The organism is Deinococcus marmoris (assembly GCF_001949125.1).
Taxonomy (GTDB): domain Bacteria; phylum Deinococcota; class Deinococci; order Deinococcales; family Deinococcaceae; genus Deinococcus; species Deinococcus marmoris_A.
Genome location: NZ_MSTI01000126.1, coordinates 23,576 through 47,828, shown reverse-complemented (window position 1 = coordinate 47,828; position 24,253 = coordinate 23,576). Strand labels below are relative to the sequence as shown.

Below are 24,253 nucleotides of genomic sequence, written 5' to 3'. Positions count from 1 at the left end.
CCGGCGTCCCGCTTACCCCTGCGAGTTCTCGCCCGTTTCCCCGGCGTCAGGATCGGGGCGTTCCTCCGGCTGCTCAGCCTCGCTGGCGGTCCCCAGCAGCACGCTGGCAAAGCTGCGTTTCTCTGTCGCATCGGCGCTGGCCGGGGTGTCCTCCGCGTGGTCATCGTGGATGCCGACGAGTGGAGAGGTGTCTTTTAAACCCGTGCCCTTTTTGTCATCGTCCATGCGTCAGCCTCGGTCATCTGCTGGCCGCCGGGATATGGAAAGGGTCAAGCGGTCTTGAGAACAGTCTTGAAAACAGGGCGCGGCGGCAAGCGGCGTGGATGCCTAGCGCCTCTGCCATCATGTCCCCATGAGTGATCTGGACGGACGCATGGGCGGCCTCACGGCGGGCTACGACATCAAGGCCAAATGGGACGGCGAACGCCTGCGCGGGCGCGTCGGGGGGCGTTTTAACGGCAAGGACATAGACCTGACCCTCAAAGGTGGCGAGGTGGATGGGCGCATCGGCGGCGTCTTCGGCGGCTTTGATGCGAATGGCAAAGTTAGCGCCGAGCGGGTGGAGGTGCGGCTGGGCGGACGCATTGACGGCGACAACGTGGAGTTGAAGGTCAGCGCCGACACCATCACGGGCCGTTTCTCGGGCCGGATTGACGGCAAGGATGTGGACCTGCGGCGGGACGGCCCCACCCTACTCGGACGCATCGGCGGCCATCTGGACGGCAAGGATGTGGAGCTGGAATTTGGTTTGATTCCCCCGGCCCTGGCTGCCCTGGCCGCCGTCTGCGCGTTCAAGGCGCTGGAAGACGAGCAGAACGACGCGGCGGCCAGTTCCAGTTCGTCCTGAAGCCCCGCCTTACCCAAGACCTCATTCTTCAGCAAGCCGCACATTCCCCGTTCAGACCCCGTGCTACGTTTTTTTGCATATGACCGCTGCAAATATGACCGCGAATAAGGCCAGAACGCTGGGTGAACTGCTGGACACGCCCGCCTATGCCGGACGCACCCCCTTTGACGGCAAAATCCGACTGGTGCAGGACGAGGTCCGCGAGAACCTGACCCGCAAGCTCAGGAGCGGCGAGGAACTGTTTCCCGGCGTGGTGGGCTACGACGACACCGTGATCCCGCAACTGGTCAACGCCCTGCTGGCGCGGCAGAACTTTATCCTGCTGGGGCTGCGCGGCCAGGCCAAGAGCCGCATCCTGCGGGCCATCACCGAACTGCTGGACGACGTGGTGCCCGTGATTGAAGGCGTGGACATGCCCGACGATCCCATCAACCCCATTGGCGCAGAAGGCAAGCATCTGCTGGAAGTCCACGGCATGGACCTGCCCATTCGCTGGTTGCCCCGCGCGGACCGCTACGTGGAAAAGCTGGCGACGCCCGACGTGACCGTGGCCGACCTGATCGGCGACGTGGACCCGATCAAGGCCGCCCGCCTGGGCACCAGCCTGGGTGACACCCGTTCCATGCACTTCGGGCTGCTGCCACGCGCCAACCGGGGCATCTTCGCCATCAACGAGCTGGCCGATCTTGCGCCCAAGGTGCAGGTGGCGATGTTCAATATCCTTCAGGAAGGGGACGTGCAGATCAAGGGCTACCCCATCCGCCTGGAACTGGACGTGATGCTGGTCTTCAGCGCCAACCCCGAGGACTACACGGCGCGCGGCAAGATCGTCACGCCCCTCAAGGACCGCATCGGCAGTGAAATCCGTACCCACTACCCCACCGACGTCAAGCTGGGCATGGGCATCACCGCGCAGGAAGCCGTCAAGGACGACGCCGTGACCGTTCCCCCCTTCATGGCCGAATTGATCGAGGAAATCGCCTTCCAGGCCCGTGAAGATGGCCGCGTGGACAAGATGTCGGGCGTGTCGCAGCGCCTGCCTATTTCTCTGCTGGAAGTCGCCGCTGCCAACGCCGAGCGCCGCAGCCTGATTGGCGGCGACGAGGCCGTGGTGCGTGTCAGCGACGTGTACGCGGGCCTGCCTGCCATTACCGGCAAGATGGAACTGGAATACGAGGGTGAGCTGAAGGGCGCGGACAACGTGGCAAAGGAAGTGATTCGCAAGGCTGCTGGGGCCGTCTACGGACGCCTGTGCGGCAGCATGGACACCCAGGCGCTGGAAAAGTGGTTTGAGGACGGCAACGTCTTCCGCTTCCCGCAGTCCGGCGATTCCGGCGCGGCCATGAAGGCGACCAAGGAAGTGCCCGGCCTGAGCGACATTGCCAGGGAAGTCGCGGACAGCAATAGCGACGCCGTGCGCGTCAGCGCCGCCGAGTTCGTGCTGGAAGGGCTGTATGGCCGCAAGAAGCTCTCGCGTGCCGAGGAACTGTACGCCGCCCCTGAACCTGAAACCCGCCAGCAGCGCGGCGGACGCTGGAACTGAGGAAGGGTTGTGGGGTGTGGGTTGTAGGTTGTGGGAAGAGATGGAGCCACTGGATATTGTTTCCGGTGGTTCCATTTTCCTGTCCCGGCTAGAATTGCCTCCATGCCCTATATCAACGTCCGGTTGACCCGCAAGGACATCACGACTGAACAGAAAGCCCAGATCGTCCGCGAAATCACCGCCACCATGCAGAGCGTGCTGGGCAAGAAGCCGGAGAGCGTGCATGTCGTCATCGACGAGATCGAACCGGAAAACTGGGGCTACGCGGGCGAGCTGACCTCCGAACACCGTAAGCGGCAGGGGTAATTTACCCATGTTGCCCGCTGTCCTCTCCGAACTGATCGACTACTTCGCGCCTCTCTCCACCTTTCAACGGGAGGAGGGCGGCGCGGTCACGTTGCTGACCCCTGGCGTGAACGTGCTGGGCCTGAACGCGACGTATCTGCCAGAAGTGGTGCCGGATCTGCGTTCTGCGCTGGCGTGGCATGAGGTGCATGAGCTTCCGCCGCTGCTGGCCTCGCTCTCGCCTGTTGCCGGAGCGCAGCAGGTGTCAGCGCTGGAGGTGGGGACTTTCACGCCTGTTGAGTTGCAGGAGTCCGGCATCGTGGTGGAGCAGATCAGCCGCCTGCACATGCAGAAATGGGCTGATGTCCTGACTGCTGCATATGGCACGCCAGAGTGGGCGACGCTACTGGCCCAGCATCTGGCGGCGCGGCTGGAAGGGCAACGCGACTATCTGCTGTTGCTGGCCTATGACGGCGCGGGCGAGGTGGTGGGGGCACTGCTGTGGCATGGCATCAAGGGAAAAGGTGCAGCGCATCTATGGGGTGTGACCGACGAAACGGCCCGCCTCCCGCTGCTGAATGCCGCCTGGGCATTGGCAGAGGGCCTGCGCGTGTCGGTCCTTCCCGGCGACGTATCCCTCTCGGAGACCACGGGGGTGTTCTTCGGGGTGAGCGGTGGCGAATAAATCCCAATCGTCCGTGCCTATTCCCGCTTTAATGGGGGCGAAATGCGCTTCCTTCCCTTCATCGTCCTGGGCCTGAGCGTCCTGACTCTCGCCGCCTGCGCGCCCCGCACCGCCCGAACCACCGTGATCCCTGGGCCAGTCCAGACCGAGGTGCGGCCCATGCGTCTGGGTGTGGGACAGGACATCCAGCTTGAGGTGACGCTGAATGGACGCAACGTGCCGCCGAACGAGCTGAACTGGACCAGCAGCGATCCGCGCGTCGTGTCGGTCTCGGCAAGTGGGCTGGCGCGGGCGGCCACGGCGGGTCAGGCGTCGGTGCGGGCCACCCAGACCGGATCAGGCCGGACCCTGGCCGAGTTCCGCGTGCAGGTCGCCGCCCCGCCGCCCGCCACCCCACAGCGCCTGGACACGATGACCGGGCAGGTGCTGGAACTGTCCAACGCCGCGCGGGCCAGGGGCCAGACATGCGGCGCACAGAACTTTCCGCCCGTGCCCCCGCTGAATTCCGAGGCCCGGCTGGGCGCGGCGGCCCAGGCCCACGCCGCCGATATGGCCGCCCTGAATTATTTCAGCCACACCAGCCAGGACGGGCGCACGCTGAAGAACCGGATCGACGCTGCCGGGTACGGCTGGCGCGCGATTGCCGAGAACATCGCCGCCGGGCAGGCCAGCGCGCAGGAAGTGGTGACCGGCTGGCTGAACAGCGAGGGCCACTGCCGCAACCTGATGAACGCCGAGTACCGCGAACTGGGCATCGGACTGGCCCGGAACGCGGGCGGCAAGCTCTACTGGGTGCAGGATTTCGGCACGCGCTGAGCGGTTGTGGGTGGCGGTTACGTCCGAAAGTGTTGAACCCCCGAACGCCGCCCGACGTACCTTCTGATATGCCCGTCCCTCTGCACCGATATGTCCTGAGTCTCCTCGCCGTGGTCCTGCCAGCCGCGCAGATCGCGTGCGCGCAGGCTGCGCCGACAGCCGCAACCCTGGTCCAGTTGCCTGCCCCGGCGGTCTGGCTGGCTTCAGAAGGGCAGCAGATTTACGCCGTCACCGCTCAAGCTGAGTTGCTGACGGTTCAGGACGGCAAGGCGAAAATACTGGCAAAAAACTTTTCCAGCGCTTTTATCATCGCCTGTTCGGGCCGTGTCGTGGGCGTCAACGACGCGGGGCAATTGCAGGTCTGGAACGGGAAGGCCGTCGAGACTGCGCCAAATAAAGACGTTTCCCCGCTGGCGCATCCGGTCTGTCTGCCTTTCGGCATCGTGGCCGTGTCGCGTGCGGGCGATCTGGTGCGCTTTGACCCCGCAGGTGGCGGCTGGCGCGAGGCGGCCCGGACGGCGGCGAATGCCCTGCCAGACGCCCAACTGACCCTGGCCGATCTGAACGGCGCGGGCGACGAGGTGGTGGCCCTGACCCGCCCCGATAGCGCCCGTTACGATCACGGCATCCTGGGCGACACGGCAGAGGCCACTGAAATCACCGTGTTTGAGCGACACGGTCTGGGCGTGCTGGCCCGCCTGAACCTGCCCGCCCCGTATGTTTTCGAGGACTTGCAGGCACGGCCCGTCCGGCTGGTGGGCGGCAAAGATTCGCTGGCCGTCGTTCGTTCCAGTCCACGCGGCGGCGCAGCTCTGGCGCTGATCTCGCAAACAGACGGCAAACTCGGCCTGCGGGCCACCGGGCCAGATTTTGGGCAGACCCACCGCTGGCTGGCCCCCGTCGTCGGCTTTGGGCAACTGTGGGCCGTTAAAACGCCGCACATCGGAGGATTGCTGGCCCAGTACACACAGGCGGGGGACACACAGGCGGGCGACACGCTGAAGATCTCTCCTCCCTTTGCGGGCATTTCCAGCCATAGCATCGGCAGCCGTAACCTGAATGCAGCCGTTCTGACCGCGCCGGGCCAGCTTGTGATTCCCAGCCAGGATCACCGCAATCTGATGGCGCTGGACTGCCGGGCGGCCTGTCGGGTTACGGGCAAACTGGCGCTGGGCGGCACGTATACCAGCAACATGCTCCTTTCCGGTGGTCAGGTTTGGGGGGGCGACAGCAGCGGCAGATTGCACGGCTGGGCGACCAGATAAAAAAAGCCTCCTCCACCGGGGAGAAGGCCAGACGTGATACGGATTCCTTCTGTTTCGTCAATAAACTGGGAAAGCGCCAGCTTGCCAACTCCATGCTCGGAACCCGTTTTAGCTGAACATCTGCTTGTATTCGCCGTAGCCCTCGGCCTCCAGCTTCTCAGCCGGAACGAAACGCAGTGACGCCGAGTTGATGCAGTAGCGCAGGCCGCCCTGCTCCTGCGGGCCGTCGGGGAAGACGTGGCCCAGGTGCGAATCCACGCTGCCGGAGCGGACCTCGGTGCGGGCGTAGCCGATCTTGTAGTCGGTGTTCTCGGTCAACTGGGTGTTCTGGATCGGGCGGGTAAAGCTGGGCCAGCCACAGCCCGCGTCGTATTTGTCGGCGCTGGAAAACAGCGGTTCGCCGGACACCACATCCACGTAAATGCCGTCTCCATCGGTGTCCCAGTATTCGCCGGAAAAGGCCCGCTCGGTGCCCTCGTGCTGGGTCACGCGGTACTGCTCGGGCGTCAGGCGTTCGCGCAGTTCGGCGTCACTGGGCTTGCTGTAACTGAGCTTCGTCGTCGTGTCTGTCATGTGCAGAGTCTAGAAGTGCGGGCCGCCCACAACCGTGGCAGGCCGAACGCTGCGGGCTTGAGCCAATCTTGGGACTTCCTGGGCTGGGCTTGAGCTGACGTTGAGACAACCCTCAAACGCACGGGCGCTTTACACAAACTGAACATGGCAGTCCCTACGATGCCGGGTGAACATTCGCTTCTTTCTTCCCACGGAGGTTTTCCCATGACCCAGAACGATATGAGCCAGAGCGCCAGTTCCGCCATCACCCGCATGTTGCAGACCCACCCGCAGATCGGCCAGTCGCCCTTCGATCTGGCGGCCTTGACCGAATGCATCAGCGCCTGCTTCGAGTGCGCGCAGGTCTGCACGTCCTGCGCCGACGCCTGCCTGGGTGAGACCGAACACGCCGGACACCTGACGCACTGCATTCGCCTGAACTCCGATTGCGCCGACATCTGCACCACCACCGGGCGCGTGCTGATTCGCCAGACCCAGCCCGAACTGGCCGTGATCCGCGCGCAGCTTCAGGCGTGCATGGCGGCCTGCAAAGCCTGCGGCGACGAATGTCAGCAGCATGCCGAGAAGATGGACATGAAGCACTGCGCCGTGTGTGCCGAGTCCTGCCGCCGCTGCGAGCAGGCTTGCCAGAAGATGCTGGACGGCCTGAGCGCCTGAGCTTTTGCAAGTGATTTTCGTCGCCTGCCCGCACCCGTCTTGCGGCAGGCGATGTTTTATTGGGAGCATGCCATGAACGAATCCATGAACCGTCCGCCCGCCTCTCCAAGCCAGAGCGAGAAACCGATGGGCAGGATGGGCGGCAGCTATGGCCGATTTGCCGCCATGATCGCCACCTCCACCATCATCATGTACGGCCTGATGTACCTGAACACCTACGAGCTGGACCATGTGTATTTCAGCCAGACGCGCATGTGGATGGCGCTGTACATGGGCGCGACGATGGCCGTGATCATGCTGGGCTTCATGCTGAACATGCACAGGAGCCGCCGCGTGAATCTGGGCATCGTTCTGGGCAGCATCGCCGTGTTCGCCGGATCGTTGTGGCTGGTCCGTTCACAGGCCACGGTGGGCGACGTGGCGTGGATGAAGGCCATGATCCCCCACCACTCCATTGCCATCCTGACCAGCGAACGCGCCCAGATCAAAGACCCCCGCGTGCGGAAACTGGCCGATGGGATCATCGAAACCCAGCGCCGCGAGATCGCCGAGATGAAGGCGTTGATCGCTGACCTGGAGAATAAACGGTAGATCAATCCAGCATTTTGAGGTTTTTAAAACCCGCCGCACAGCGCTATCCAGGCGCTTGGCAGATCATTTGGCGCGTGTCCAGATGCAGCGTACCGCCCAAGAATGGGTGGCTCAGGACGCTCCGTACATCCGACAGATCAGCAAACAGGGCAACCGCGTCAAATTACTGGGGAGTGCCGCAGGCGTGTTTTCCATGCTGCCCTTCCCTTCGTTTTGAGCGCCCTGAACGGACATTCGGGCAGTTTGCATCGCCTATTGACAGTTCAGCCCGGCACGTTATATATTCACCTGTGGCCAACCAAGATGGGTTAGGCAGGAGTGAATTGGTAATCTCCAGTTTTCAAAATTAACGCCCAATGACAGGAACGCAGCCGAGGAGGTTGCGAGTCCTGACTGCGCCGTTTCTGACGTTCACCAGCTCCACTTTCTCAAGCTTGATTGCAGTTTGATTCTACAGTGTCAGGGGTTACAAAGGTCTTTTTCTGCCCCGAGAAGGCCGTGAGCAACAACAGCAGGGTGCGTGCGAGGTGTGCATGAGTTTTATCGGTAAAGATTCCCGCATTGAACGGTTCGGCGAGATCACTGAGGTCATCCCGCTTCCCAACCTGACCGAAATTCAGGTCAACTCCTTCCGCGCGTTTTTGCAGGCAGACCGCGCGCCGGACAAGCGCGACAACGTGGGTCTCCAGAGCGCCTTTAAAGAAGTCTTTCCCATCGACGAGACTGAGAAGGGCCGCAGCACGGGTCTGGTTCTCGATTACCTGGAATACCGTCTGGGTGACCCGCCCTACACCCCTGAAGAGTGCCGCGAGAAGGACCTGACCTATCAGGCTCCGATGTACGCCAAGCTGCAACTGATCCACAAGGACAGCGGCCTGATCAAGGAAGATCAGGTGTTCCTGGGCGATCTGCCCCTGATGACCGGCGACGGTTCGTTCGTGATCAACGGCGCAGACCGCGTGGTGATCTCGCAGATCCACCGCAGCCCCGGCGTGTACTTCACGTCCAGCTACAAGGGCATCAAGAAGCTGTACACCGGCGCGATCATCCCCATGCCCAAGCGCGGTCCCTGGATCGAGCTGGAAGTCATCGGCGGCGTGATGGAAATGAAGGTCAACAAGCGCAAGTTCCCTGTAGCGATGTTGCTGCGCGTGCTGGGCTATGACGACGCCTCTCTGAAGGCGCTGTTCAGCGAATTCGACACCAACCCCGAACCCGCCGAGGACAAGAGCGCAGGCATGGGCGCGGATGAGGCCCTGCTGCGTCTGTTCACGGTGCTGCGTCCGGGCGATCCGCCCAAGCGCGACAAGGCCACCCAGTACCTCTACGGTCTGCTGGCCGATCCCCGCCGCTACGATCTGGGCAAGCCGGGCCGCTTCAAGATGAACCGCAAGCTGGGCCTGGACCGCCAGGAGTACACCCTGCTGACCTTCGCGGACGGCAAATTCAGCGACGCCGGACTGGTGGATACCATCCGCTACCTGATGGCGCTGCACTACGGCCACGCCACCGTTTCCATGATGGGGCCGGATGGCCAGCACGACGTTCCCGTGGGCGAGGACGACATCGATCACCTGGGCAACCGCCGCGTCCGTACTGTGGGCGAACTGCTGGCCGATCAACTGCGCGTGGGCATGGGCCGCATGGCGCGTGGTGTGCGTGAGCGCATGCTGCTGGGCAACCCCGACGCCGCCACCCCCACCAAGCTGGTCAACAACCGCCCCATCGTGGCGGCCATGCGCGAGTTCTTCGGGCGCAGCCAACTGTCACAGTTCAAGGACCAGACCAACCCCCTCTCGGATTTGCGCCACAAGCGCCGTATCTCCGCGCTGGGGCCAGGCGGGCTGACGCGTGAACGCGCGGGCTTTGATGTGCGAGACGTCCACCGCACGCACTACGGGCGCATCTGCCCCATCGAAACCCCCGAAGGTGCGAACATCGGCCTGATCTCCTCGCTGGCCTCGTACGCCAAGGTCAACCCGCTGGGCTTTATCGAGGCTCCGTACCGCCGCGTGAAAGACGGCAACGTCAGCGAGACGGTGGAATACATGACCGCCGACATCGAGGACAGGTACACGGTGGCGCAGGCCAACAGCCCGCTGAACGCCGACAACACCTTTGCCGACGAGCGCGTGCTGGCCCGCCGCAAGGGTGACCCGCTGTGGTACACCCCCGACGAAGTCGATTACATGGACGTCTCGCCCAAGCAGATCGTCTCGATCAACACCAGCCTCATCCCCTTCCTGGAACACGATGACGCCAACCGCGCGCTCATGGGTTCCAACATGCAGTCGCAGGCGGTGCCACTGGTCCGGGCCGACAGCCCCGCCGTGGGCACGGGTGTGGAGCGCCGCGTGGTCACCGATTCCGGCACCAGCGTCGTCAGCGACGTGACGGGCCGTGTGACCTATGTGGACGCCCGCGCCATCCAGATCACCCTGGCCGAGGATTCCGCCGCCGCTGGCATGGTCACGGGCAATGTCCGTACCTTTGAATTGGTGCGCTTTACCCGCAGCAACCAGGGGACCAACCTCGATCAGCACCCGATTGTCAGCCTGGGTGACGAGATCAAGGCCGGACAGGTCATCGCCGACGGCCCGGCCAGTGACCGGGGCCGCCTGGCGTTGGGACAGAACATCACCATCGCCATCATGCCCTTCGACGGCTACAACTTCGAGGATGCCATCTGCATCAACGAGGGCCTGATCCGCAAGGATTTCTACACCTCCGTCCATATCGAGAAGGACGAGGTCGACGCCCGCGACACCAAACTGGGGCCGGAAAAGATCACCCGCGACATTCCCGGCCTGAGTGAAGCCGCGCTGCGCGATCTGGACGAGGACGGCATCGTGCGCGTGGGTGCCGAAGTCAAGCCCGGCGACATTCTGGTGGGCAAGACCTCGTTCAAGGGCGAGTCCGAACCCACCCCGGAAGAACGTCTGCTGCGCTCGATCTTCGGTGAGAAGGCCCGCGAAGTGAAGGACACCTCGCTGCGTGTGCAGTCCGGTCAGGGCGGCATTGTGGTCAAGACCGTGCGCTTCCGCCGGGGCGACGAGGGCGTGGACCTCAAGCCCGGCGTGCGCGAGATGGTGCGCGTGTACGTGGCCCAGAAGCGTCAGTTGCAGGTGGGCGATAAGGTCGCCAACCGCCACGGCAACAAGGGCGTCGTGTCCAAGATCATGGCCCCCGAGGACATGCCCTACCTGGAAGACGGCACCCCCGTCGATCTGGTGTTCAACCCGCTGGGCGTGCCCTCGCGCATGAACCTGGGCCAGATTCTGGAAACGCACCTGGGAGAAGTCGCGCGTCTGACGGGTCAGAAGTTCGAGACCCCGGTGTTCGACTCGGTTACGGAAGCCACCATCAAGGAAATGCTGGAAGTCGCTGCCGCCGAGAGGTTGCAGGCCCGCAAGGACGACGGCTTCGAGCTGGACAAGCGCGAGCAGGAAGTGCTGGACCGCGCCGGGAAACTGGGCGTGATCAACAAGGCCAGCGTCGATTACGAGGCCGCGCAGATGAGTCTGGCCCGCACCGGCAAGAGCATCCTGTTCGACGGACGCAGCGGCGAGCCGATCAGCGGTCCCGTCGTGGTGGGCACCATGTACGTCATGAAGCTCTACCACATGGTGGAAGACAAGCTGCACGCCCGCTCCACCGGCCCCTACAGCCTGATCACCCAGCAGCCGCTGGGCGGCAAGGCGCAGTTCGGCGGCCAGCGCTTCGGCGAGATGGAAGTGTGGGCGCTCGAAGCCTACGGCGCGGCGCACACCCTCCAGGAAATGCTGACCATCAAGTCCGATGACATCGACGGGCGCGACGCCGCGTACCAGAGCATCGTCAAGGGCGAGGAAGTCTCGGGCAGCACCATCCCCGAATCCTTCAAGGTGCTGGTCAAGGAACTTCACTCGCTGGGCCTGAACGTGGAAGTGCTGGACGCCGGGGACCGCCCCGTGGACATTTTTGAAGGGATGATGCCCAAGCGCTGAGCGCTGACGCGCTGTTGATGGTGAACGGATGATGGTTGATGGAAAACCAGAATCCTCCCCATCAACCATCATCCTTCAACCATCAACATAACTCCGAGGGAGTTTCAATGAAAGATTTCAGCAAAGTCCGTATCGCCATTGCCAGCCCGGAAAAAGTCCGTGAGTGGAGCTTTGGCGAGGTTGAAAAGCCCGAAACCATCAATTACCGCACCCTCAAGCCCGAGCGCGAAGGTCTGTTCGACGAGCGGATCTTCGGGCCACAGAAGGACTACGAGTGCGCCTGCGGCAAGTACAAGCGCCAGCGTTACGAGGGCAAGGTCTGCGAGCGCTGCGGCGTGGAAGTCACGTCCAGCAAGGTGCGCCGCTACCGCATGGGCCATATCGATCTGGCCACCCCTGCCGCGCACATCTGGTACGTCAAGGACAGCCCCAGCAAGATCGGCACGCTGCTGGACCTGAGCGCCGGGCAACTGGAAAAGGTGCTGTACTTCAGCTCCTTCCTGGTCACCGATCCCCGCAACGCCCAGAAAGACGGGCGGCCCCTCAAGCGCGGCGAACTGCTGACCGACGACGAGTACCGTGAACTGCGCTTCGGGCGGCAGGAAACCTACACCATTCCCAACGGTCAGGAAACCGTCGTGGGTGACGGCGAGTACGTCACGCGCGGCCAGACCCTGGGCGGCAACGTGGTCGCCAAGATGGACGGCCTGGCCCAGTACCGCTTCCCCCGCCGCGCCGAGATCGCCTACCGTGAGGAAGTGGAGGCCACCCTGCCTCTGCCCAGTGACGTGCTGGTGGATCAGGAAACCTTCCGCGCCGGAGAAATCCTGGCCGAGCTGGAAGCTGACGTGAGCATCACCGCCCCTGTCGCCGGGACCGCGTTCCTGAGCGAGATGGGCGAGGACTCCGTGATGGTGGTCATCCGCGAGAGTGTGGACGCCGCCCCCGCCGAGCAGGACGAGAACGGCGAGGACATCGAAGTCGAGACCCCGCTGGGCGAAGTGCTGGCCCGCGTCTACGTGCCGCAGGGCATGGAAGTCGCGGTGGCCCACGGCGAGATCATCGACGCCGGAGCGGAACTGGCCTCGGCCAAGTCCGGCCAGCGCCTACGCGTCAGCCGCGACAGCCGCCTGAGCGAAGTCAAGCTGCCCAAGAAGGGTGACCCCACCGTCACCGCCCACTGGACGCGCCGCGCCGAGTACCCGATCAACCCCACCATGCACGTTCTGGTCGGCGACGGCAGCGATGTCGAGGCCGGGCAGCGGGTCGTCGGGGCCATCGACACCGCCGAGGAAATCACCGCCGAGGCCAACGGCACCATCACACTGCACGCCCCCGCCAGCGTCATCGTGTCCAAGGCCAAGGTCTACCCCTATGAAGACGAACCCCTGGTCGTGATCGGGGACCGCGTGGAACCCGGCGACGAGCTGGCCGACGGCGGCAACCTGCGCTCCGAAATCTCGGGCCGTATCGAGATCGATCTGGTCCGCAAGCAGGTGCGCGTGATCGAGTCCTACGATTTCGAGGCCAAGATGGGCGCGGAGGCCGTCAAGGAACTGCTCGACGATATCGATCTGGACGTGCTGGAAGCCGAACTGAACGAGGCGATGAAGGATTCCTCGCGCCACAAGCGCGCCAAGTCCCGCAAGCGGCTGGAAGTCACGCGCGCCTTCAAGCGCAGTGGCAACCACCCCTCCTGGATGATCCTGAACACCGTGCCGGTGATGCCGCCCGATCTGCGCCCGATGGTGCAGGTGGACGGCGGACGCTTCGCCACGTCTGACCTGAACGATCTGTACCGCCGCCTGATCAACCGCAACAACCGCCTCAAGAAGCTGATCGGTCAGGGTGCGCCCGACATGATCATCCGCAACGAGAAGCGCATGTTGCAGGAAGCGGTGGACGCGCTGATCGACAACGGACGGCGCGGTAGCCCCGTGACCAACCCCGGCTCTGACCGCAGCCTGCGCTCACTGACCGATCTGCTGGGCGGCAAGCAGGGGCGTTTCCGCCAGAACCTGCTGGGCAAGCGCGTGGATTACTCCGGGCGCAGCGTGATCGTCGTCGGCCCGCAGCTCAAGCTTCACCAGTGCGGTGTGCCCAAGCGCATGGCCCTGGAACTCTTCAAGCCGTTCCTGTTCAAGGTGCTGGAAGAGAAGGGCGAAGTCACCAACATCAAGCAGGCCCGCAAGATGCTCGAACGCTACCGCGACACCCGCGACAGCGTCTGGGATGCCCTGGAAGAGGTGATCGAGGACAAGGTGGTGCTGCTCAACCGCGCGCCCACATTGCACCGCCTGGGCATTCAGGCGTTCGAGCCGGTTCTCGTGGAAGGCCAGTCCATCCAGTTGCACCCCCTCGTCTGTGAAGCTTTCAACGCCGATTTCGACGGCGATCAGATGGCGATCCACGTCCCCCTCAGCGCGCAGGCGCAGGCGGAAGCCCGCATTCAGATGCTGGCCTCGCACAACCTGCTGTCCCCGGCCAACGGCGAGCCGAACGTCAAGCCCAGCCGCGACATCATCCTGGGCATCTTCACGCTGACCCAACTGCGCCACGACAACCTGGGCGCGGGCACGGACTTCGCTGACGAGAACGCCGCTTTGCAGGCGCTGGAAGCCGAGACGGTCAGCCTCAACAGCCCGATCACGGTGCGTGGTGTGGCCACCAGCCCTGGCCGCCTGAAGTACAACTTCTCCAGCCCCGACGAGGCCATCATGGCCGTCGAGCGCGGTGGCCTGGACTACCAGGATCACGTCCGCATCCGCCTGAACGGCACCATCTACGAGACCAGCGCCGGGCGCGTGATGTTCCGCCGTCTGGTGCAGGAAGCCCTGGGCACCCAGGCCGCGTTGGTGGATACCCTGGTCAACCTGGACACCGCCTACGAGAAGGATCACCTGAAAGACATGGTGATGGCCTGCTTCAAGCACCTCGGGATCGAGGCCACCGCCGGACTGCTGGACGCCCTCAAGGACAGCGGCTTCAAGCTGTCCACCTCTTCCGGCATCACCATCGGCATCGACGACGTCGTGATTCCGCCCAGCAAGGGCGAGATCCTGGCCCGCGCCGAGGAGCAGGTCGCGGAAATCGAGCAGAACTACGAGTTCGGCTTCATGACCAACGAGGAGCGCTACAAGCAGGTGGTGCAGCTCTGGAACGAGACCAAGGACGAGGTCAAGAACGCCATGTTCGACAACTTCAGCCAGAACTACCCGTTCAACCCGCTGTGGATCATGAGCCAGTCCGGGGCGCGTGGTAACGCCCAGCAGATCACGCAGCTCGCCGGGATGCGCGGCCTGATGGCCCGCCCCGACGGCAGCACCATTGAGGTGCCGATCAAGGCCAGCTTCCGCGAGGGCCTGACCGTGCTGGAGTACTTCATCAGCACGCACGGCGCGCGTAAGGGCGGGGCCGATACCGCCCTGCGTACCGCCGACTCCGGTTACCTGACCCGCAAGCTGGTGGACGTGGCCCACGAGGTCGTCGTGCGCGATGTGGACTGCGGAACCACCGACTACAGCACCATCAGCCTGGGTGCCACCGACGAGCGCAGCGGCGAGTGGCGCGCGCGCAAGGCCAGCGAGATCGAGACCAGCATCTATGGCCGCACCCTGACCGCAGACATCGAACTGTCCGACGGCAGCACCATCCGCGAAGGCGAGATGCTGTCCCTGGAACATGTCAAGGCGATTACCAAGGATGCCAAAATTCTGCTGGACATCTTCGTCCGCACCCCGCTGAACTGCCGGGTCAAGAGCGGCGTATGCCAGAAGTGCTACGGCTACGATCTTTCGCAGGCCAAGCCGGTCAGCATGGGCGAGGCCGTGGGCGTGGTGGCCGCAGAAAGCATCGGCGAACCCGGCACGCAGCTCACCATGCGCACCTTCCACACCGGCGGCGTGGCAGGCAGCGGCGGCGGCGACATCACCATGGGTCTGCCCCGCGTGATCGAGCTGTTCGAGGCCCGCAAGCCCAAGGTTCCGGCACTGATCGCCGACACCACGGGCGTCATCCACATCACCGAGGAAGACGAGCGCTACCTGATCAAGGTGGAGGCCGACGACGCCCAGTTCAGCGGCAAGCTGCACAAGGTCACGCGCGCCACCCGCCTGCTGCCCGAAATCAAGGACGGCACGCACGTCGAGGCCGGTCAGCAACTGACGCGCGGGGCCGTCAACCCCCACGATCTGCTGGAGTACAAGGACAACGAGTCCGCCCAGAAGTATCTGGTGGATGAAGTGCAGCGCGTATACCGCAGTCAGGGCGTGAAGGTCCACGACAAGCACATCGAAGTGATCATTCGTCAGATGTTGCGCTACGTGGAAATCGTGGACGGCGGCAGCACCGATCTTCTCGAAGGCCAGACCGTCGAGCGCTGGGAAGTGGACGGGGCCAACAACGCCCTGCCCGAGGACGCCACGCCGTCGAGCTGGAAGCCCGTTTTGCTGGGCATCACCAAGAGCAGCCTGACCACCAAGAGCTGGCTGAGCGCGGCGTCGTTCCAGCACACCACCCACGTTTTGACCGAGGCCAGCATGAAGGGTCAGGTCGACGATCTGATCGGCCTCAAGGAAAACGTCATCCTGGGCAAGCTGATTCCCGCTGGCACCGGCCTGCTGACCGTGCGCGACATGCAGGTGGCCGATGACCGCACGCTGGAGAAATACGGCGAGAGCAACAACAGCAGCGACTCCGTCACCGGGGACCGCAGCTACGACGACACCCGCCCCGGCGTGGTCAACGAGAACGTGACCTATACCAACTGAGGTTGATGGAAGAAGGTTGATGGTTAAAAGCCGGAAGCCAACAACCTGAAATGCAAGCCCCCACCTGGGAACGGGTGGGGGCTTTCGCGTTGTGTGCTTCCGTTCTCCTCAACCTTACGCCCTCCACAGCGCCGTACTGGAGCATGTTCCGCTTCTCCGGTCCGGCGCGGAAAGACGCCGCACTTCAGGGAGACAGACCAAAAAAAATCAACTCCTGCTTTGCGGAAGTTGTCGGCGGTGGAATAGATTGGGTGAAATAAATTGGCAGGAGAAGCGTCACCCTCCCCGGTAGAAGCTCAGTCCAGCGGGAAAGTGGGTTGCTGGTAGACAGGCAGGACGCGGTACGCAAAAATCTGGATCAGGCTCGGATCAAAGGCCATGCCCGAGTGTTGCAGCAGATACGTGGCGGCCTCGTCGGCGGTCCAGGCGGCGCGGTAAGGACGGTCCGAGACCAGCGCGTCGTAGACATCGGTGATCTTGAGGAGGCGGGCCAGCAGCGGGATAGATTCGCCGATCAAGCCCATCGGGTAGCCCTCGCCGTCCCAGCGTTCGTGGTGGTGGAGAATGCCCCCCAACGTCTCGCTGTCGATCTGTGGGGCGGTGCGCGCCAGGCGGTAGCCCAGGCTGGGGTGCTGCTGGATGACCTCAAATTCTGCGGGCGTCAGCGGGCCGGGTTTGTTCAGGATGCGCGGGTCGATGGCCACCTTGCCGATGTCGTGAAGCAGTCCAGCCCACACGATCTGCCGGATATCCCGTTCACTGTGGATCAGGTCTGCGGCGGTGGCGAGGTGCAGGGTCAGCTCGGCCACCCGGCGCTCATGCCCCTCGCAGGGGCGGCCCGCGATAGCGGCGACCCACGCGCTGGCTTCGCGGAAGTTGGCCTCGACCGTCAGGTCATGGCTGCTCGCGTCGGATGTCCAGGCTCCGCTGTCTGGGTTGTTCCAGGAAAGCCACCTGGGACTCATTCCAGGCCAGTACAGGACAGGCGACCCATCCGAAAAGACATGCTGTCCATACGGTTGGTCAGCAGCGAGGTGCTGGCCGGGCGGACGTTGGAGGTTTCCGTGGCCTGCTGGCTCACCTGTTTGGTGGCAGCGGTGTTGAAGGATTCACGGACCTGCGGCGTTTTGCGGGGGTAGGATATGGTCATGTCAGTCGCCTTAGTTCGCGTTAACGCTGGACTGGGCAGCTATGGGGGCGCGTTCCAGGCCGGGGCAGCCGATCTGGACTGCACTTGCCGAAGTGACAACCAGTGCGAGGAGGAGGCCAATCATGGAGCGCAGGGTCTTTTTCATGAAGTCATCTTAATCGGTCAAGTGTGAATAAGCGTTTAAGCCGTACAGCACAGCTTCAAGCCGACTTCGACTCGGGTGATTATAACTCTGTTTTAACAGTGTTGCGGACACAAGAGGACCTGAGTGCCGAGCAGATGACCTGGCTGGGTATTTCACTCCTACGCACCAGTCAGTTTGCGGAGGCCGAGCAGTCGCTAGAAATGGCAATGGCGCTGGGTAACGACGAAGCTGCTGTGGAGTACGGCAATTTATTGCGCGCCACAGGTGAGAATAGAAGAGCCGCTGCTCATTTTGGCGATTTACTTTCTCGGTTGACAGGAGAGCTGTTATTTCGAGCGCTTCGTTGGTACGGTGTGACATTGCAACAGCTTGGTGAACCAGGTGCAATCAAAGCTATTGAAGAGTCCAGGCGTGGCTATCTCTTATTGGGCGACAAGAGGATTGCCGCGCGCATATCCCATACTCTGGCATCCACCTACGCTTTGAGGGGTGAATTGCCCGTAGCGCTTAAGCTCCTTAATGGAGCATTACCCGTCCTAGAGCAGGATTCAAACAAGCGGCCTCTGCTGGCGGCTATTTATACTCTTATTGATATACAGATTGAAATAGGGCAGTTAGACATAGCAGCAGAAATGATTGAAAGGGCACAAGGAATTGCCTCAGAAATTGACGATGAATATACTTCGCTTCATCTGGCTGCACGAAAAATAAACATCATGCTTCTCGGTGGTGACTACGGTGGATTTGTCGAACAACTCCTTGATTTAATTAAGCGTGGTGAGGAACTCCGAGAGTTTTATATTACCGATTACGCCCTCTCACACCTCGCCAACCATTACAGCCGGATTGGGGAGCATGCCGAGGCCGTTCGCACGATTGCCCGCCTGCGTGCCTTAAATCCTGATCTGTCGCTGTACGCGCGGGTGGTGCTGGCGATGATGGCCCTGCGGCGCGGCGACAGTGCCACGGCGCTGCGGATGCATCTGGAAGTGCGTGAAGACGCCCTGCGGCGCGGCGCGCAGATCGACGCCACGCGCGCGCTGCTGCTGGCGGCCTTCAGCGCTTACCGCATGAACGATCTGCCGCGCTGCACTGGGCTGCTCTCGGAGGCGCTGCTGGAACTGGCGGGTCAGCCGCACTCGCAGTCGCAGGCGGCCATCGCGCCGGACCTGCGGGAAATCGAGGAAATGCTGGCCTACGCCCGCCTGCAACCCAATCTGGCCCCCTTGCTGGAGGCCGCGCTGGAAGACGCCTCCTTGCTGGGCGGGACCATGCGCGACGACCTGTTCACCAGCGGGATGCGCCTGGAAATTATGACGCTGGGGCAGGAACTGGTGCTGCGCGACGGGATTCCCTGCGCCATGCGGGTGCGCGGCAGCGTGGCGGTATTGGCTTATCTGGCTTTGCATCCACGCAGCACCCGCCAGGACGTGGTGACGCAATTGTGGCCTGACCGCGATCCCAGGAAGGCCGCCACGTATTTCCGGCAGTGCATCACCGACATCCGTGAGGCGATGGGTGCGGACGTGATCCTAGTGGAGGGCGCGCATCAGGCCCCCGAGTACCGCCTGAGCAGCAAGGCCAGCATCACGCTGGACAGTCAGCGGGTGTTGCAACTGGTCGCGGGTGGCCAGCTTCCTGCCGCCGTGGCCGCCTACAAGGGCGAATTCCTGCCCAGCCTTCAGGAAAGCGAGTGGGCCGGGGAACAGCGCATGACCATTCAGCGGGCGCTGGTGGGATCGCTGCGGGCAGAGCTGCGGGCCTCGCAGATCGAGCGGGGGCAGGAGCGGCGGGTGGTGCTGCTGGCCACCGCCATCCTGGGCATCGATCCCAACGACACCGAGACCGAGGACCTGCGCCTGTCGGTGGCGCGGCAGGTCTCCAGCCCCTCGGAAGTCGCCCGATTCGAGGCCGAGCGACACAGAAAGATGAACTGAGCAGGGTGAACTGAGCGCCAGAGAGAAGCTCAGGCGTCTGGTCAACACCGAATATTTGTGGGAGGAGAACCCGATGACCACCCAGACCACGGAAGCGCGGCCCACGGAAGTGCTGATTGCGGGGGCTGGTCCCACCGGGCTATTGCTGGCGCTGTGGCTGACCCGGCTGGGCGTGCAGGTGCGGATTGTCGATCCCAAACCCGGCCCCACCACCGAGAGCCGCGCCATCGCGGTGCAGGCGCGGACGTTGGAGTTCTACGATCAGCTCGGGCTGGGCAAGGAGGCGCTGGCACGGGGCCGACACGCCACGGGGTTGCGTCTGTGGACACGGGGCCGGGCGCGGGCGGGCGTCGATCTGCGAGGTGCGGGGGCGGGGTTGACCCCCCATCCCGACATCTTCATCCTGCCCCAGGACCAGAACGAGGCGCTGCTGCTGTCGCACCTGACAGCGCTGGGCGGCGCGGTGGAATGGCAGACCAGATTGACAGCTCTGACCCAGGATATGGGTGGGGTCACGGCCACCCTGGAACGGGCGGGGAAGACCGAGACCGTGCGGGCCGCTTACCTCGCTGGGTGCGACGGCGCGGGGAGCGCGGTGCGCCATAGCCTGGGCGTATCCCTGTCCGGCGGCACCTATCCGCAACGTTTCTACGTCGCCGACGTGACCGCCCGTGGCCCGCTGAGCGAGGACCGGGTCAACGTTTCGCTGGACGACGATCAGTTCCTGGCCTTCTTCCCCATGCCAGGGACAGACCACTGGCGCGTCGTGGGGCAGGTGCCAGCGGGGATGGGCGAGAACGTGACCTTTCAGGACGTGCGCCCACAGATCGACTCTCAGCGCATTGCTCAGGTTTCCGCCGTGCAATGGTTCTCTACTTACCGTGTACATCACCGGGTGGCCGATCAGTTTCAGGTGGGCCGGACCTTTCTGCTGGGAGACGCCGCGCACGTCCACAGTCCGGTGGGCGGGCAGGGCATGAACACGGGTCTGGGGGACGCCGCGAATCTGGCCTGGAAGCTGGCGCAGACGCTCCGGGGGGCGGCCCCCGAACTCCTTGCCACCTACGGCCCGGAGCGGCGTCCCTTCGCCGTATCGCTGGTGAATACCACGGACCGCGTTTTCAGCGGCGTGGTGGACCCCTCACCGCTGGCCCGCATCGTTCGCACGCGCCTGATTCCGGCGGTGCTGGGCGTGCTGACCCGTCCGGCAGTCGTGCGGCGCTGGGCCTTCGGGCGGCTCTCGCAACTCCTGATCCACTACCCGCACAGCCTGCTGAGTGCGGGCCGCGCGGGCCGGGTGCGGGGTGGGGACCGCCTGCCGTGGGTGCCGACGGAGAGGGGCAGCAATTTCGACGCCCTTCAGTCGCTGGGCTGGCAGGTGCATGTGTATGGCACGCCGTCGCCAGACCTGCTGGCATGGTGCGCTGCGCGGGAAGTGCCGCTGCACGCCTTCGCTTTCAGCAGAGCGGCGAAACGTGCCGGACTTCTTCAGGACGCCTTTTTGCTGGTCCGCCCGGACGGTTATGTAGGTCTGGCCGCAGCCCACTTCAACTCGCGTGAGGCCGATGCTTACGCGGCCCGCTGGCTGCCCCCTTTGAAGGTCTAGCCCTCGGTGGACGCGCCGGGGCGGGTGGTCCACTGGGGGTCCGGCTCGATGGCCTCGGCGGGGGCCTTGCCGGGTTCCAGGCCGGTACTGGCCGCCGTTTGCAGCGCGGTCAGGCGCATGCCCGGCGCACACTCGATCTGGCAGGACAGCCGGGCCTGCCCCAGCAACTCTTTTTCCGTCAGTTTGTCGTACTCGGCCAGCGTCATGGCGTCGGGTTCGCCTTCCTGAAAAGTCACGCGGCAGGTGGTGCAGCGGGCCACGCCGCCGCAGCGGTGCAGGATGTCCACACCGCCGCGCTCCAGCGCCAGCACCAGCCGTTCGCCGGAGCGCGCCGTGATGTCTGGGAAGCCCTCTACCTGCACCGTGACTGCCTGCGCCGTGCTGCTTTGGGGGATGTTCTGTGTCATGCGAAACAGCATGGCATGGCCTGGGGGATGGATGGCCTCAAGAGGACGGTTGCGCTTTCTGCTGGGCGCTAGCGAGGCGTATGTAGAGCAGTGTGCGGCAATCTGTGAACACCTGCATGGTGGCCGTAGGGTCCAGTAATGGATCACTACAGGGTAAATTGCCCGCGAATCTGATGAAAAGATGATAGGCGGATCAACGTCCGCTCTGCAAAAACGTGAACTGAAATCAGGGTTATGGAGAATATTTTTGTTGTTGCAGTCGAACTTTTCCGCGTTAACGCCATTTGCGAAGGTTTAACGTTCTGCGGACTAATCTCGCCTGTCTCAACGTTGCCGTGGGGTGACGGTGCAGTTCAGTGCAGCCCCCACCAGAGCGACAGATCTGTCCCGAGCATCCCCGAACACCCGAATATCCCCGATGAAAGGAACCTGCCTGTGATGTCCAAAACTTCTGCCCGTCCGCTGATGTCCCCGTCCCGCCTGCCCGTGCTGGGGCTTGTCCTGACCGGACTGCTGGCCGCCTGTAACCCTGATCCCACGCCGCCCAAGCCCACGCCAGACGCCGCCGTGACTGGCGTGAGCGTCACGCCTGCCCCCGTTACCTTGCAAGTGGGCGGCCAGCAGCAGCTTACGGCCAGCGTCACAGGGACCGGAACCTTCAGCAAGGAGGTGACCTGGACCTCCAGCACGCCCACGGTGGCGACGGTGGACGCCAGTGGTCTGGTGAAGGCCGTGACCGCCGGGCAGACCAACATTGTGGCCACTTCCAACGCCAATACCAGCAAGACTGGGACCTCGGCGGTGACGGTCACGACGACGACCATCCCGCCGAATCAGCCGACACCCTTTCCTGCCGACGGCCTGAAGATCAACTTTCAGCCTGCCGCTTCGACTGCGCCTGCGGGCTACACCGCCGACACGGGCGCGGCCTACAACGACACGCGCGGGTACGGCTGGGTCACGGAGGCCGCCGCACACACGCCGCTGGATGTCAGCGCCAACGCCCGTGACCGCAACCTGAACACTGTGGAAGCGCGCCTGAACAGCTTTATTCACATGCAATACAACGCCAACACCAACGCCGATCCTGCTGCTGTGCGGACCCATGCTGCCTGGGAGTACAAACTTGCCGACGGTTTCTACACCGTGACCGTCAGCACCGGGGACGCCAGCAACTCGCTGGACAGCACGCACACCCTGAACATCGAGGGACAGGTGGCCATCGCGCCGTACATGCCTGCCGACACCAAGAAATTCCGCGCCGTGACGCTGCGCGTGCCAGTCATGGACGGCAAGCTGACCATTGACGCCATCGGCGGCACCAACACCAAGATCAATTATGTGATCATCGCGCCCGGCAATCTTCCCAGCGTGCGCGACATCAGCCCCGAAGACGGGGAAACGATGGTGAACCCCAGCATATCAATGACCATTGACGGGAACTTTGTCGGCGGTGCTATCAAACTGGACTCGGTGAACTCGGACTCGGTTTATTTGACCGAACAGGGCAGCACGGTCAAGATTCCGGCCACCGTGACTCCCTCGGGTGGAGGCGACGCAGTGACCCTCACGCCCCTGAAGCCACTGAAGGCGTTGACTGCCTATACCTTCCAGATCACCACTGCGCTCAGGGACCAAGTGGGCAACAGCTTCCTGCCCGCCCATTCCACCTTCGTGACCGGTTCGCCCTCCACCAGCGGCGGCACGGTGGCCTTTACCCAGGTGCCGCAGAGCAACGTGCCCAGTTACCCGTACACCTCTGTGGAAATTGGCCCGGACAATATGCTGTACGCCGCCACCCTGACCGGCGAAATCCTGCGCTTTAAGATGCAAAATGACGGCACGCTGGACAAGCCGGAGATCATCAAATCCGTGCAGACAGCCAACAATGGCCCGCGCACCATCATCGGGCTGAAGTTTGATCCGGCCAGCACGGCAGAAAACCTGATCTTGTGGATCAGCAACAACTACTTCTGGGACGGCTCTCAGCAGGCCCCCGAGTGGAGCGGCAAGATCACACGCCTGAGCGGCAAGAACCTGGAAACCGTGCAGGATTACGTGGTGGGTCTGCCCCGCTCGATCCGCGACCACGAGACCAACTCCATTTCCTTCAAGCCCGGTGAAAACGGCGCGCTGTACGTGTTGCAGGGCAGCGACAGCTCGACGGGTGCGCCCGACGACGTGTGGGGCAACCGCCCGGAAAAACTGCTGAACGCGGCGATGCTGCGGATTGATTATTCCAAGATCACCCAGCCGCCCCTGAACGTCAAGACGGCGGAGGGCGGCAGCTACAACCCCTACGCGGCGGGCGCTCCGCTCACGCTGTACGCCACCGGCATTCGCAACGCCTACGACATGGTGTGGGCCAAGAACGGCTTCCTGTACGCGCCCGCCAACGGTGCGGCGGCCAGCGGCAACACGCCCAGCACGCCCGCTGCCCTGCCCGCCAGTTGCGCCAACCGCCCCGACGGTCCCTACACCGGCCCGGCAGTGGTGGGCAAGACCTTTGTCGGCACGCAGAACGATTACCTGTTCCGCGTTCAGAAGGGCAAGTATTACGGCCACCCCAACCCGGAGCGCTGCGAATGGGTGCTGAACGGCGGCAATCCCACGGCAGCCACGGACCCCGCCGAGGTACCGGAATACCCCGTGGGCACCCAGCCAGACCGCAACTGGGGCGGTTTTGCCTACGACTTCGGCCAGCACGCCTCGGCCAACGGCGTGATCGAGGAATACACCACGGCGGGCGACTCGCTGCTCAAGAACCGCCTGCTGGTGGTGCGCTACAGCGCGGGCAAGGACATCATCGTGTTGACTCCGGGCGCAGACGGCAACATCGTGGATGCGAAGCCGGGGATTTCCGGCCTGACCAATTTCAATCCCAGCCCGCTGGACCTGACCGAGGACCGCAGCAACGGCAACCTGTACGTGGCCCAGCTCGACGAGAACACCGGCCAGGGCACCCTTCTGCTGGTCAGGCCCAAGTAAGCC

At 63.5% G+C, this 24,253-nt stretch carries 18 protein-coding genes; 13 read left to right on the top strand and 5 right to left on the bottom strand.

Annotated elements, in window-relative coordinates; all coding sequences use genetic code 11:
• Window positions 1–12: 12 nt before the first annotated feature.
• Window positions 13–225: a hypothetical protein gene (locus tag BOO71_RS18320; RefSeq protein WP_075834784.1), complete on the bottom strand. Its 213-nt coding sequence runs from the start codon at window positions 223–225 to the stop codon at window positions 13–15.
• 127 nt (window positions 226–352) lie between these two features.
• Between BOO71_RS18320 and BOO71_RS18315 the strand changes: the two genes are divergently transcribed.
• The 6 genes from BOO71_RS18315 to BOO71_RS18285 all read left to right on the top strand — a co-directional run bounded on the left by BOO71_RS18315 (window position 353) and on the right by BOO71_RS18285 (window position 5,441).
• Window positions 353–847, top strand: a complete 495-nt coding sequence (locus BOO71_RS18315) for a hypothetical protein (RefSeq protein ID WP_075834783.1) — start codon at window positions 353–355, stop codon at window positions 845–847.
• A gap of 79 nt (window positions 848–926) precedes the next feature.
• Window positions 927–2,390 carry an ATP-binding protein gene (locus BOO71_RS18310; protein WP_075834781.1) on the top strand — a complete coding sequence of 488 codons (1,464 nt, stop codon included), beginning with the start codon at window positions 927–929 and terminating at the stop codon, window positions 2,388–2,390.
• A gap of 102 nt (window positions 2,391–2,492) precedes the next feature.
• A complete protein-coding gene (locus BOO71_RS18305) occupies window positions 2,493–2,696 on the top strand; it encodes a tautomerase family protein (RefSeq protein ID WP_075834779.1) in 204 nt (67 codons plus the stop codon).
• Window positions 2,697–2,703: 7 nt separating this feature from the next.
• Entirely contained in the window at window positions 2,704–3,360 is a 657-nt protein-coding gene (locus BOO71_RS18300; RefSeq protein WP_075834777.1) for a hypothetical protein, read from the top strand.
• A gap of 42 nt (window positions 3,361–3,402) precedes the next feature.
• Window positions 3,403–4,176, top strand: coding sequence for a CAP domain-containing protein (locus BOO71_RS26465; protein WP_083653612.1), 774 nt, complete (start codon window positions 3,403–3,405; stop codon window positions 4,174–4,176).
• A 68-nt stretch (window positions 4,177–4,244) separates the two neighbouring features.
• Entirely contained in the window at window positions 4,245–5,441 is a 1,197-nt protein-coding gene (locus BOO71_RS18285) for a hypothetical protein (protein WP_139323022.1), read from the top strand.
• 108 nt (window positions 5,442–5,549) lie between these two features.
• On the opposite strand, the gene msrB is transcribed toward BOO71_RS18285, so the two are convergent.
• Window positions 5,550–6,014 (bottom strand): peptide-methionine (R)-S-oxide reductase MsrB, encoded by a 465-nt coding sequence (gene msrB, locus BOO71_RS18280; protein ID WP_075834775.1) that lies wholly within the window; start codon window positions 6,012–6,014, stop codon window positions 5,550–5,552.
• Between the two features lie 204 nt (window positions 6,015–6,218).
• Between msrB and BOO71_RS18275 the strand changes: the two genes are divergently transcribed.
• The 4 genes from BOO71_RS18275 (at window position 6,219) to BOO71_RS18260 (ending at window position 16,017) form a co-directional block, all read left to right on the top strand.
• Window positions 6,219–6,671, top strand: coding sequence for a four-helix bundle copper-binding protein (locus BOO71_RS18275; protein WP_254843211.1), 453 nt, complete (start codon window positions 6,219–6,221; stop codon window positions 6,669–6,671).
• 72 nt (window positions 6,672–6,743) lie between these two features.
• On the top strand, window positions 6,744–7,262 hold the full coding sequence (locus BOO71_RS18270) for a DUF305 domain-containing protein (RefSeq protein ID WP_217694908.1): 519 nt from the start codon (window positions 6,744–6,746) through the stop codon (window positions 7,260–7,262).
• A 533-nt stretch (window positions 7,263–7,795) separates the two neighbouring features.
• A complete protein-coding gene (rpoB, locus tag BOO71_RS18265) occupies window positions 7,796–11,248 on the top strand; it encodes a DNA-directed RNA polymerase subunit beta (RefSeq protein ID WP_075834773.1) in 3,453 nt (1,150 codons plus the stop codon).
• Between the two features lie 107 nt (window positions 11,249–11,355).
• Window positions 11,356–16,017, top strand: a complete 4,662-nt coding sequence (locus BOO71_RS18260; RefSeq protein WP_075834772.1) for a DNA-directed RNA polymerase subunit beta' — start codon at window positions 11,356–11,358, stop codon at window positions 16,015–16,017.
• Between the two features lie 296 nt (window positions 16,018–16,313).
• On the opposite strand, the gene BOO71_RS18255 is transcribed toward BOO71_RS18260, so the two are convergent.
• Both BOO71_RS18255 and BOO71_RS18250 read right to left on the bottom strand, forming a co-directional pair.
• Window positions 16,314–16,982, bottom strand: a complete 669-nt coding sequence (locus tag BOO71_RS18255; RefSeq protein ID WP_075834770.1) for an HD-GYP domain-containing protein — start codon at window positions 16,980–16,982, stop codon at window positions 16,314–16,316.
• The gene (locus tag BOO71_RS18250; protein ID WP_075834768.1) at window positions 16,979–17,167 is read right to left on the bottom strand and encodes a hypothetical protein; all 189 of its coding nucleotides are present in this window, start codon (window positions 17,165–17,167) and stop codon (window positions 16,979–16,981) included. The genes BOO71_RS18255 and BOO71_RS18250 overlap by 4 nt, the downstream gene beginning before the upstream one ends.
• 861 nt (window positions 17,168–18,028) lie before the next feature.
• Between BOO71_RS18250 and BOO71_RS18245 the strand changes: the two genes are divergently transcribed.
• Both BOO71_RS18245 and BOO71_RS18240 read left to right on the top strand, forming a co-directional pair.
• Window positions 18,029–19,249, top strand: a complete 1,221-nt coding sequence (locus tag BOO71_RS18245) for a hypothetical protein (RefSeq protein WP_075834767.1) — start codon at window positions 18,029–18,031, stop codon at window positions 19,247–19,249.
• A 73-nt stretch (window positions 19,250–19,322) separates the two neighbouring features.
• Window positions 19,323–20,855, top strand: coding sequence for an FAD-dependent monooxygenase (locus tag BOO71_RS18240; RefSeq protein WP_075834765.1), 1,533 nt, complete (start codon window positions 19,323–19,325; stop codon window positions 20,853–20,855).
• On the opposite strand, the gene BOO71_RS18235 is transcribed toward BOO71_RS18240, so the two are convergent.
• Window positions 20,852–21,262 carry a 2Fe-2S iron-sulfur cluster-binding protein gene (locus BOO71_RS18235; protein ID WP_075834834.1) on the bottom strand — a complete coding sequence of 137 codons (411 nt, stop codon included), beginning with the start codon at window positions 21,260–21,262 and terminating at the stop codon, window positions 20,852–20,854. The two genes, BOO71_RS18240 and BOO71_RS18235, sit on opposite strands and share 4 nt — an antisense overlap.
• 438 nt (window positions 21,263–21,700) lie before the next feature.
• Between BOO71_RS18235 and BOO71_RS18230 the strand changes: the two genes are divergently transcribed.
• Window positions 21,701–24,250, top strand: a complete 2,550-nt coding sequence (locus BOO71_RS18230; RefSeq protein WP_075834764.1) for an Ig-like domain-containing protein — start codon at window positions 21,701–21,703, stop codon at window positions 24,248–24,250.
• Window positions 24,251–24,253: the final 3 nt, after the last annotated feature.

What these genes read in the sequence shown, in the direction of transcription:
- BOO71_RS18320 (WP_075834784.1), bottom strand. Translation starts at nt 225, where the DNA reads ATGGACGATGACAAAAAGGGCACGGGTTTAAAAGACACCTCTCCACTC.
- BOO71_RS18315 (WP_075834783.1), top strand. Translation starts at nt 353, where the DNA reads ATGAGTGATCTGGACGGACGCATGGGCGGCCTCACGGCGGGCTACGAC.
- BOO71_RS18310 (WP_075834781.1), top strand. Translation starts at nt 927, where the DNA reads ATGACCGCTGCAAATATGACCGCGAATAAGGCCAGAACGCTGGGTGAA.
- BOO71_RS18305 (WP_075834779.1), top strand. Translation starts at nt 2,493, where the DNA reads ATGCCCTATATCAACGTCCGGTTGACCCGCAAGGACATCACGACTGAA.
- BOO71_RS18300 (WP_075834777.1), top strand. Translation starts at nt 2,704, where the DNA reads ATGTTGCCCGCTGTCCTCTCCGAACTGATCGACTACTTCGCGCCTCTC.
- BOO71_RS26465 (WP_083653612.1), top strand. Translation starts at nt 3,403, where the DNA reads ATGCGCTTCCTTCCCTTCATCGTCCTGGGCCTGAGCGTCCTGACTCTC.
- BOO71_RS18285 (WP_139323022.1), top strand. Translation starts at nt 4,245, where the DNA reads ATGCCCGTCCCTCTGCACCGATATGTCCTGAGTCTCCTCGCCGTGGTC.
- msrB (WP_075834775.1), bottom strand. Translation starts at nt 6,014, where the DNA reads ATGACAGACACGACGACGAAGCTCAGTTACAGCAAGCCCAGTGACGCC.
- BOO71_RS18275 (WP_254843211.1), top strand. Translation starts at nt 6,219, where the DNA reads ATGACCCAGAACGATATGAGCCAGAGCGCCAGTTCCGCCATCACCCGC.
- BOO71_RS18270 (WP_217694908.1), top strand. Translation starts at nt 6,744, where the DNA reads ATGAACGAATCCATGAACCGTCCGCCCGCCTCTCCAAGCCAGAGCGAG.
- rpoB (WP_075834773.1), top strand. Translation starts at nt 7,796, where the DNA reads ATGAGTTTTATCGGTAAAGATTCCCGCATTGAACGGTTCGGCGAGATC.
- BOO71_RS18260 (WP_075834772.1), top strand. Translation starts at nt 11,356, where the DNA reads ATGAAAGATTTCAGCAAAGTCCGTATCGCCATTGCCAGCCCGGAAAAA.
- BOO71_RS18255 (WP_075834770.1), bottom strand. Translation starts at nt 16,982, where the DNA reads ATGAGTCCCAGGTGGCTTTCCTGGAACAACCCAGACAGCGGAGCCTGG.
- BOO71_RS18250 (WP_075834768.1), bottom strand. Translation starts at nt 17,167, where the DNA reads ATGACCATATCCTACCCCCGCAAAACGCCGCAGGTCCGTGAATCCTTC.
- BOO71_RS18245 (WP_075834767.1), top strand. Translation starts at nt 18,029, where the DNA reads ATGCTTCTCGGTGGTGACTACGGTGGATTTGTCGAACAACTCCTTGAT.
- BOO71_RS18240 (WP_075834765.1), top strand. Translation starts at nt 19,323, where the DNA reads ATGACCACCCAGACCACGGAAGCGCGGCCCACGGAAGTGCTGATTGCG.
- BOO71_RS18235 (WP_075834834.1), bottom strand. Translation starts at nt 21,262, where the DNA reads ATGACACAGAACATCCCCCAAAGCAGCACGGCGCAGGCAGTCACGGTG.
- BOO71_RS18230 (WP_075834764.1), top strand. Translation starts at nt 21,701, where the DNA reads ATGTCCAAAACTTCTGCCCGTCCGCTGATGTCCCCGTCCCGCCTGCCC.